1 pseudogene is annotated in these 574 nt (G+C 63.1%); it reads left to right on the top strand.

From position 1 onward, the window contains the following. Positions 1-574 (top strand): annotated as a pseudogene (gene bioZ, locus NKH36_RS34740) (3-oxopimeloyl-[acyl-carrier-protein] synthase BioZ); the annotation flags it as partial.

Raw genomic sequence — 574 nt, 5'->3', positions numbered from 1 at the left:
GGTCGTCGCGCATTCTCGGATTTGGCCATCATGTGCCTGGGCGCAAAGTGGCGAATGCCGAGATCGAGAGCAATCTCGGGCTCGAACCTGGCTGGATCGAGCGGCGTACCGGCATTCGTTCGCGCTTCTGGGCAACGGACGAAGACACGCTGTCTGGCCTTGCCGAGCAAGCCGGCGACATGGCGCTGGCGAATGCCGGCATCGACCGCAGCGACATCGGTCTGCTGTTGCTTGCCACCTCGACCCCCGACCACCTTCTGCCGCCAAGTGCGCCGCTGGTCGCACATCGGCTAGGTCTTCGCCGCGCCGGTGCGGTCGATCTGACCGGCGCTTGTGCCGGTTTCATCTATGCGCTGATGTTTGCGGACGGATTCACCCGCCTGCATGGCAAATCGGCGCTTGTCATTGCCGCCAACATCCTCAGCCGCCGCATCAATCCAGCCGAGCGCGCAAGCTCGGTCCTTTTCGCCGACGCCGCAGGTGCAGTGGTGATCGGTCCTTGCGAAGGCCCCAATCAAGGCATTCTTAGTGCCTCGGTTGATTCCGACGGCTCGCGATACGGGCTAATCCAGAT

This window comes from Mesorhizobium sp. M1312 (assembly GCF_040318115.1).
GTDB lineage: Bacteria > Pseudomonadota > Alphaproteobacteria > Rhizobiales > Rhizobiaceae > Mesorhizobium.
Note: the sequence above shows the minus strand (reverse complement) of the source record. Positions and strands in the feature narration are given on the sequence as shown.